Origin of the sequence: Cellvibrio sp. OA-2007 (assembly GCF_000953825.1) — a bacterium.
GTDB lineage: Bacteria > Pseudomonadota > Gammaproteobacteria > Pseudomonadales > Cellvibrionaceae > Cellvibrio.
Map to the genome: position 1 here is coordinate 22542 of NZ_BBUL01000070.1, position 8548 is coordinate 31089.

The 8548-nt window shown below is 49.0% G+C and carries 7 protein-coding genes; 2 read left to right on the forward strand and 5 right to left on the reverse strand.

Annotation, left to right across the window (positions count from 1 at the left end; genetic code table 11):
- Positions 1-147: 147 nt before the first annotated feature.
- Both AWU77_RS03535 and AWU77_RS03540 read left to right on the forward strand, forming a co-directional pair.
- Positions 148-2025 carry a tetratricopeptide repeat protein gene (locus tag AWU77_RS03535; RefSeq protein WP_193747489.1) on the forward strand — a complete coding sequence of 626 codons (1878 nt, stop codon included), beginning with the start codon at positions 148-150 and terminating at the stop codon, positions 2023-2025.
- Positions 2026-2173: 148 nt separating this feature from the next.
- Positions 2174-3274, forward strand: a complete 1101-nt coding sequence (locus AWU77_RS03540; protein ID WP_062059368.1) for a carbohydrate porin — start codon at positions 2174-2176, stop codon at positions 3272-3274.
- 7 nt (positions 3275-3281) lie between these two features.
- On the opposite strand, the gene AWU77_RS03545 is transcribed toward AWU77_RS03540, so the two are convergent.
- The 5 genes from AWU77_RS03545 to AWU77_RS03565 form a co-directional block, all read right to left on the reverse strand.
- Positions 3282-3995, reverse strand: a complete 714-nt coding sequence (locus tag AWU77_RS03545; protein ID WP_062059370.1) for a LytTR family DNA-binding domain-containing protein — start codon at positions 3993-3995, stop codon at positions 3282-3284.
- A gap of 41 nt (positions 3996-4036) precedes the next feature.
- Positions 4037-5119: a sensor histidine kinase gene (locus AWU77_RS03550; protein ID WP_062059372.1), complete on the reverse strand. Its 1083-nt coding sequence runs from the start codon at positions 5117-5119 to the stop codon at positions 4037-4039.
- A gap of 60 nt (positions 5120-5179) precedes the next feature.
- Entirely contained in the window at positions 5180-6088 is a 909-nt protein-coding gene (locus AWU77_RS03555; protein ID WP_062059374.1) for an alpha/beta fold hydrolase, read from the reverse strand.
- Positions 6089-6335: 247 nt separating this feature from the next.
- Entirely contained in the window at positions 6336-6686 is a 351-nt protein-coding gene (locus tag AWU77_RS03560; protein WP_062059376.1) for a PilZ domain-containing protein, read from the reverse strand.
- A 21-nt stretch (positions 6687-6707) separates the two neighbouring features.
- Positions 6708-8548 (reverse strand): DUF1631 family protein (locus AWU77_RS03565; RefSeq protein WP_238582294.1); only part of this gene is annotated, 1841 nt, incomplete at its 5' end.

The following is an 8548-nucleotide window of genomic DNA, read 5'->3' on the forward strand; positions in this document are numbered from 1 at the left end:
CTCGGTAAGGTTTTTATAGGGCAGCTCCTTGCTCTTGCTTTATGGCCGTAAACGCTTGTCGTGAATAATTGTCGGTATATGATGGCAAACAAGGACTGTGTCATAGCGTCCATTTAAATAATATAGATTTGAACAAAGGAGATGGCAGTGATTGCCCTAATATTTCTATTTCGCTTGTGTAAAAACTATGGTTCGGTCATTAAATGGCTGGTTCAGCTATCGGTGAGTTGCGGCTTGATTTTGGGAGCACTGGTTGCCCATGCGGGGCTATTTACACTTGAGCCGTCTTCGGCATTTACTGATCAGGGTGTCAGCCCTGTCCCCAGCATAGAATTGAAAAATCGGATTGGTTCAGAGGCGTTTGAGAATGTCATTGTCGATCCAGGTAAGTCAGGGTTAGAGCAGCTTAGTCAGGTTGCACAGGCTGCGATAAAAAAATATCCCAAGTCAGGATTAGCCCATGAAGTGCTGGGGACGGTTTTATTTTATTCCCATGATCTTGACGGCGCGTTAACTGAATTTAAACAAGCCGCGCAGCTAGATCCAGAGCAAGATGGTCCATGGACCAAACTCGGCATAGTCCAAATGGAGCTTGAGCAAGTGGATGCCGCTGAGTCTTCTCTGAAAAAAGCATTGGAGCTTAAACCGTTGAATCGCGTGGCGAATCAACGTCTAGGGCTTTTATATGAATTTCAGAAAAAAGATGTGCAAGCTATTCAGTATTTGAAAAAAGGATTGATTGATACCGGAAATCAATATTTAGGGGTGGCGCCAAATTTGGCGCAATTGTTAAACAGGCAAAATAGTTATGTTGAGGCTATAGAGTATCTCGCTCCACGTGCGCCACTCTCTTTGGCGGATGCGAGCGTGCAATCTATTCTCGCGACATCCTACTTGGGGGCAGGTGAATATGCCAATGCGAACCAGCGTTTTATGCGGGCGCTGGAATTACAACCGGATACACGCGAATATCTTTTGGGGTTGGCGATTAGCCAGCGCAAGAATAAAGAGTTCGATGCAGCGGAAACAACACTGAAAAAACTGGCGAGCAAATTTCCAAATTGGGGGTCGGTCTATATTGAGCTGGGTGATTTAGCCTTGGCGTCTGGCCGGCTTGCAGAAGCAGAAGCCGCATTTGCCACTGCTGTTGCCAAGGGGGCTCGCCGAGCTTCGATTGACTACAAATTCGCAAATTACTACTTGGAAAAAAAACAGCCTGAAGAAGCTATTAAGCGTTTGCGGGGAGGAATTGCGGCAGGGCAGGCACAACCCAGAACTTACACTATGTTGGCTGAACTGGAGCGCGCGCAAAACAATCTGGATGCAGGTCTAGCAACCTTGCTCGATGGTACGAAAAAATTCCCAAAAAATGGCTTGTTGCAATTCCGGCTCGGGAGTGAATTGGCGGCATTGCGACGCTACGAAGAAGCGCTCCCGTATCTTGCAAGGGCGAATCAGTTACATCCACTTACCCCAGATATTTTGCGTGCTTACAGTCTCGTGCAAAGTAAATTGGGCAAAACTGCCGAGGCGGCATTAACGGCGAAACAATTGTACTTGGCTCGTGGCGAACAAACTCCAGAAGCATTGCTGTACGCGACACTTTTGCAGCAAGACAAGCAATATTCTGAAGCTGAGTTGACCTACAAAAAAATTCTGGCAACTGAATCAGATAATGTTGTGGCATTAAATAATTTGGCGGCGCTTTTTGCGGAACAAGGCAAGTTGGATGAGGCTGAAAAAAATGCACGAAAAGCAAATCAGTTGTTGCCTGAAAATGCGCAGTTGATGGATACATTGGGATGGGTTTTATATCAACAAAAACACTATAGGGAAGCATCGGAACTGCTGGCTCAGGCCGCTAAAATTGCCCCTTCGTCTGCCATCATTCACTACCATGCGGGTGTGATTTTTACAGCAACAGGCAAGCAGAGTGCTGCTAAAGTGTTTTTAGAGAAAGCGCTTGAATTGGATACAAAAAGTTATTGGGTTGCAGATGCACAGAAACGGCTGGAAAGACTTTAATACGCTGTCAGTTATTTCAGATCATGTGGTTTAAGGGCGCTTAAGATGATAAGGCAGATGCCTGTGCAAATAATTACGCTACTATAGCCGGCACATTTAATCGTAAATCACATCTAGGCTACTTGAATAGGCGCCTGTAGAGGAAAAAATGAAATACAGTGTCGGCGGATTTTCGTTGGGAATGATCGCCTTAACCAGTGGCAATGCATGGGCTATGCCGCTGGTTGAAGCGGGTATAACAACTACTTATCAAACCACTAACGATGCGCAGGTGCGCGAGGAAATAACCTTCTCTGGCGATTTGGTGCTGCGCTGGCAGGGTGAGATGAGTGAGTTTTACTCCTACATAGAAGCGAATAACTCACCGCGGCAAATGGGTGTCTCCAGTGTGTTACCCGAGGTGAATGCCGATGCAGGCAGTGCGTTGGATGATGAGCGTCGCGGGCGAGTTCAACTATCGGAATTGGGTTATCGCCATTTTTTTAATCCACAGCAAACACTGAGTATCGGTTTGCTGGATGTCACCGCTTATTTCGATCAAAGCCGAATTGCCAGCGATGAAAATGCGCAATTTTTAGCGGTGCCTTTTGTGCAAAATCCCACCATAGAATTTCCCGATTACAGTTTGGGCGCCGTCTATGAACATCAGTTGGGTGACGGACTGGCGCTGCGCACTGCTTTGGCATCGTCGAATGGTCTGGCAGATAATCCCAACCTTAGTTACGCCCAGTTGGTGAATGTGGGCGAGGAGCACAAAGGAGTGTTTGCGATTGCGGCGATTACCAAAAGTAATTCACATTGGTTGATGCGCACTGGGTTGTGGCTCAATAGTGCAGACCACAGCCGTTTGGATCAATCGGCTGGCGAACAGCGCAACTATGGCGGTTATGGGTTGTTGGGATATAAAACCGGGCAGCACGCCGTTAATCTTCGTGTGGGGCGCGCTAATGATACTGTGTCACCCATAGCTGGGTTTGTCGGGGTAAGTTATCAATACGTCTATCCGTCTTGGGTATTCGGTTCTGGTGCGGCGCTAATGCAAGTGTCATCGCATATGCCGGTTGAGGCCGCCGTGATAGAACCTGCCGATACCCGGCATTATGAAATTTATGCGCGCTATGAAGTTAACCCTTCGCTGTTTGTAACCACCGACGCACAATATTTAGTGAACAGCCGCTTTAATCAATTGGCAGCTCCTTATCATCCGCATCAAACCATTTTCGGCGTGCGTTTGACCTATCTTCATTAAACCTGAACTAAAATTCCATTCGCAGTTTCAGCTCGCGCGCTTGGCGACGCGAGCTGATTACTTCGGTTTTATCCTGCATCACAATTAACAAGCCATCGCCAACCCAGGGTTCGATGCGCGCAATAAAATTTAAATTAATCATCTCTTGGCGATTAGCGCGAAAAAATACTTTGTTATCCAAACGGCTTTCCACGTAATTCAAGGAACGAGGCAGAAGTGCGCTCTGTGCATTAAAAAATACGCGCACGTAATTTCCCTCTACGGATATGCGGTTGATATCACGGAATTTTACGAAGTGACACTGCTCGCCTTCGCGGATAAATACATGTTCGCTGGCGGCTTTATTGCTGGGCGTTGGCTGTGTTGCAGATTGGATTTGCTGGGTTAATTTTTCCAGCGCGGCGGACAGGCGCTCTTGGGTCACCGGTTTTAATAAATAATCCAGCGCATTCACCTCAAATGCACGCAGGGCGTGTTGTTCGTAGGCAGTGGTGAAAATTACTTTGGGGGTGTGATCGCACCGCACCAATACATCAAAGCCGTTGCCGTCGGGCAGATTTATATCGAGTAACAACAACTCCGGTTGCACTTCATTAATCAGCGCAACTGCCGATTGCACATCGCTCGCTTCACCGGTAATTGTGCAGTCGGTGTGCTCGGCAATTAATCCGCATAGCTCTTTGCGCGCAAGGCGCGAGTCATCCACTATCACTATGTTCATTGTGTGTTTTCTTCGGCTGGCGAGATATTTTTATAAATTTATTAAGGGCTTGTCTTCAACGGTATGCTTACCCGTGCAATAACACGCTCACCCAGTTGTAAATCCAATGTTGCTTGCGTGCCAAACGCGCTGGTTAAACGGGCGCGTGTATTGGCAAGGCCAATGCCATTGCCCTGATGCAGCGCGGGTAATTCGGCGGCTGGATTTTCCACTTCTAATTGCCATTGTTCAGCGCTGAGTAACTGTGCGCGCAGGCTAATCAAGCCACCCTGGCGGCGACTGGCGATACCGTGTTTAATCGCATTTTCAACCAGTGTTTGCAGTAACAGCGGCGGCACCTGGGCGTTGAGTAACGATTCGTCAATGGCAAATTCATATTGCAGCCGTTGCTCAAATTGTAACGCTTCCAGCGCGAGATAGCCGCGCACCCAGTCCAACTCCTCGCGCAAAGTGACGGTGGTGTGGGTATCCACTTGTAACAGGCCGCGCAATAACGTGGCTAAATCGGCTAGCCCCTGCCGCGCTGCCTGTGGGTCTTCCAAAATTAACGCGCGCAAATTATTGATTGAATTAAATAAAAAATGGGAGTTGATTTGGCTACGTAAAAATTGTAATTCCATATCGCGCAATTTTGCTTGATCGCGCCAGTGCGCAATTTCAGTGTCGCGGCGCTTGCTAAATTCACTGCGCAGCAAATACAAAATCGACCAGAGCGTAAGAATGATTGTGGTGTTGATGCTGTAGCCAATGAAACTACCCATGTTGAATGTGTGGATATCACTTTGCAGTGGAGTAAAAACCAAGACGCCGTAAATAAACAAATGCAGCAGACTTTGAATGGCTATTGCGCTGAGTGGCAACACCCAAAGTAATTGCATCATCATCGCTGCAAACCGGGTATTGCCGGTTTGCAGGTGATACAGCTGGCGCAAAGCGTGGCTAGCACACAACAGCAGCAGTGTATGGCTGATAAAAATTGCCGCCGCCGCACCAGACATTTGCCCCCAGAGCGCAACAAAAATCCAACTAATAAATAGATAACAACCCCAGAACGCCAGTTGCGCCCAGTAATAGGCGCGGCTGGATGATTTTTTGGGGAGGGTCTGCGGGCGATGATTAATCATAATTGGAATTGTGCTGTTAGATGATGGGGCCAGTACTAGTTGGATACATAAGTGAAATTTTTATTTTGTAAACTGCAAAAATTGTTGTATTTGTTCATTTACCCACTCGGGGTCATCCCAAGTGAGAAAATGATAGCCGCTTTCTGATAAACGAATATCCACATCCTTGAGCGATGCGTACTGAGTTTGGAATATTGTTTGGGTGCTATCTTTTGTCGAGCCATAGGCTTTATACGCCGCCCAAGCACCCAGTACCAGTGTGGGTTGTTCTATTCTGGCTAAGTCAGCGCGCAAATCCGTCGTCATTAAATCGTACAGGGCTTGCGTGGTGGTAGCGCGGTCGCTGGTTTTGCTCCATTTCAGCAATAGCGGCATACGTGCCGGATTGTTACTCATTCCGTGCAATTGTGCTGCAGCATTTTGTTGGTAATCGCTTTGGGTTTGGTTGTTCATCATTGTGCGCATTTGTTCTGCTTGCGGGCGAACAAGTTCAGTGGTGAGCGAGGGGTTTTGCAGCGCGGGGAAAAATGGCAAGGCATCGACAATAATTAATTTATCGATTAGCTCTGGTGCCTTCAGTGCAATCATTAAGCTCAGCGTGCCGCCTAAACTATGCCCTATCAGGGTGATTTTCCCTGTTGTTTTTTGTTTTACATAATTGATAAGGGCATCGCGTCTCGCGTTTAAAAAAGCAGAATTGCTTTTACCGGGCGCTAAACCAGCAAAGCCGGGTAGCTGCACTAAATGGCATCGATAATTAGGTTGAAAATAATCACAGGTGGCGCTAAACGTTTCTGTACCGCTGTTTAAGCCGGGAATAAAAATTAGCGTAGCGCCCTGGCCGCGCACCTCAATGGCCATGCCTTCAAATTCGGTTGTTGCGGCATGGCTTTGGTTGAATGCGCCAAGCGCGACCAGAATGCCAAACGCCACTGTAAACCATAGACCGTTTTTTTTATTGCATAACATACATTGCTCCTTACCCCTGAGGTTGATTTGATAAACACAGGGTTACTTTAAAAGAGGGATAAATTGTATGTAGCAGGTTTCGTGAGAGTGGTGGTTAGCGCAGGAGAGCGGACAAAATAGCGGGTGAGTGGCGCAGTAATAGTTAGTTAAGTTATCGATCGTCACTCCCGCATGTGGGAGTCCAGCTATTGATCTTAAGACCTATGGGTCCCCGCACGCGGGGATGACGTTTTGTGGGAGTTGTCTTTCAGTCCGCACAGCTCTGCGCAATATATTCCTTCCATTTCACTATGTCGGTGCCGTCGGAATCGAACAGGCTGAGGCCGATTAAATAATCGCCGTCGCTATGGGGGCGGCACCATTTCACTTCGCTGACTAATAAAAACTGGCGATCATGTTTTTCATCGCGAATACAGCAGCGCAGGATGATATCGGTAGCCACGGCTTCATGGGCAATGGCGCGCAAACCATTGGCGGAAATATCTAAACTTTTACTGACCACTAGTGTGGGTTCGCCGGCGTCGGATGAGTCGAGTTCGATAATCACCGTGAGTTGATTATCCAAACGGTATTCCTGGCGTTGATCGTTATTATTCATAGGTGTTTTCCCTTCGCACTTTTAAGAGATATCGCGGCGTAAACCGCGAATCACTTTGGCCAGTTGATCTTCAAAATTGTCGCCGTTGCGCACCACTTTCATTTGCTCTGCCACCAGTGCGGCGATTAATTGCTCGCGGGTATGTTCCGCTACCTTGCGCCCGACTTGATCGGCAAAAATATACTTGCCGGTGGAGCTGATAATCACTGAAAGCTTTGCGCGCAGTTTTTCATTTGGATTTGTTTCGCTGTTAATTTCTACCCAAGCGCCCACTTGCAACTCGCTCACACTCTGGGTGGCCTGTTGCTGTTTGGCGATGGTCTCTGCCGCTTGGCTGGCGGCCTGTTCAATGCGCTGCCGCTCAGCTTCGGCAGCTTGTTCGGCGGCGCGGCGCTTTTTTTCGTCGGCCAGTGCGCGCGCTTCCATCATGGCTTTGCGTGCGGCGGCGCGGCGCGCTTCCAGTTGTTGCTCCATTCGCGCCTGTTCCGCGGCGCGCTCGCGCTCAGCTGCTTCAGCAGCCGCTTGTTGTTGGGCGATCAGCGCGCGCACCACTTGTTCGGCTTTATTTTTTTGCGCGAGTAATTGCGCTTGCACACTGCGTTTGGCGCGTTCGATCAGCGGGCTTATACAGCGCTGAATAATGTTGGCAATATCTGCTGTGGGCAGCGGGCGCGCAATGCCGGTGGACAGGCAGAGGGCAAAATCTTTGGTGTTTTTGTTCATCACTTTACGCCCGGTGTGATCGACAAATAGCAGTTGATCCAACTCCGGGTTTTTAAACGCCAGTTTGCAGCGAATATCGTTTTCGCTGTTGTTATCCGCGCCGCTAAATACAATCCAGTCACCCACATTAATGCGCTCGGTTTGCTGCAACAGTGTTTTGGGAATATGGGTGTGGGCATCGCTCGGGCTGCCGGGATGGTCGAGTTCGGGGAAGAGGGTGCATTCCTGCGGCTGTTTTTGGATGGCACTCATTAGGCAGCGATTTAATTGCGCTACGAATTGCTCATAGGCTTGGGCATTGCTATTCGGGTATTGCAGGCTGTGCTCCAATTCGGCGAGCACCAGCGGGATCTGCTCATACAACAATTGGTCATCAACTTGATTGCCTTCGCTGGTAAACAGTTGCCCGAGTGCAGGCAAAAGGCGCTGCCAGCTTTTCCAGAGGGGCAATTGCGGCAGTTCATCGGGCGCGGTATTAAATGCCCAGTATTGCAGTTCACTTTTGAGGGTTGCGGCGATGCTGTTGTGCAACTCAGTTGGCAGCGGGCGCTGTGCCAGATTGCGATTGATGGCATCGGCGACGCGCGCTTCGGCACTCTCAAGTTTCAAGTTAGCCAATTCAGTTTCGCACAGCCGGCTTTCAAGCATGGCGGCGCGTTTGTCTTCGGTGGTGAGCCAATTGTTAAAGTCATCAAGCTGCTGTTGTAGCTCAGTGGCCGTAGCGATTTGTGCTTCTTCGCTGCTGAGCCAATAAGTGGTGACAAAGGCAAAGAGGGCGCTGATTTTATCGAACAATTGCTGATTGGGTTTTGAATCCCGCAGGCACCAAGCGTTTGCGGGCGCGGCGATGGCGCTAAAAAATCGCCGCAGCGGGTGCTCTGCTGTGCAATAAAACGCATCGCTGCTGGCGAGTTGCTGTAAGGCGGCGGGTTTGAATGCATTGAACAGTGGCTGCAGGCGATGATCCCAAGGGTTACTTTGGGTAAATCCTGCCAAAAAATCGGCGGCCAGTTGTTGGCGCAGGCTGGTGGGATCATCCGCTTCAGTCGCGGCGATACTGGCAAATACTTCGCTCAGTTGCAGCGAGTCACCGCCGATAATGGCTTGCAGGCTAAATTCAGACATGTGGTTCCAAAGCA

Coding starts and splice junctions, on each gene's coding strand:
- AWU77_RS03545 (WP_062059370.1), bottom strand. CDS start 3,995: ATGAACATAGTGATAGTGGATGACTCGCGCCTTGCGCGCAAAGAGCTA.
- AWU77_RS03560 (WP_062059376.1), bottom strand. CDS start 6,686: ATGAATAATAACGATCAACGCCAGGAATACCGTTTGGATAATCAACTC.
- AWU77_RS03555 (WP_062059374.1), bottom strand. CDS start 6,088: ATGTTATGCAATAAAAAAAACGGTCTATGGTTTACAGTGGCGTTTGGC.
- AWU77_RS03540 (WP_062059368.1), top strand. CDS start 2,174: ATGAAATACAGTGTCGGCGGATTTTCGTTGGGAATGATCGCCTTAACC.
- AWU77_RS03550 (WP_062059372.1), bottom strand. CDS start 5,119: ATGATTAATCATCGCCCGCAGACCCTCCCCAAAAAATCATCCAGCCGC.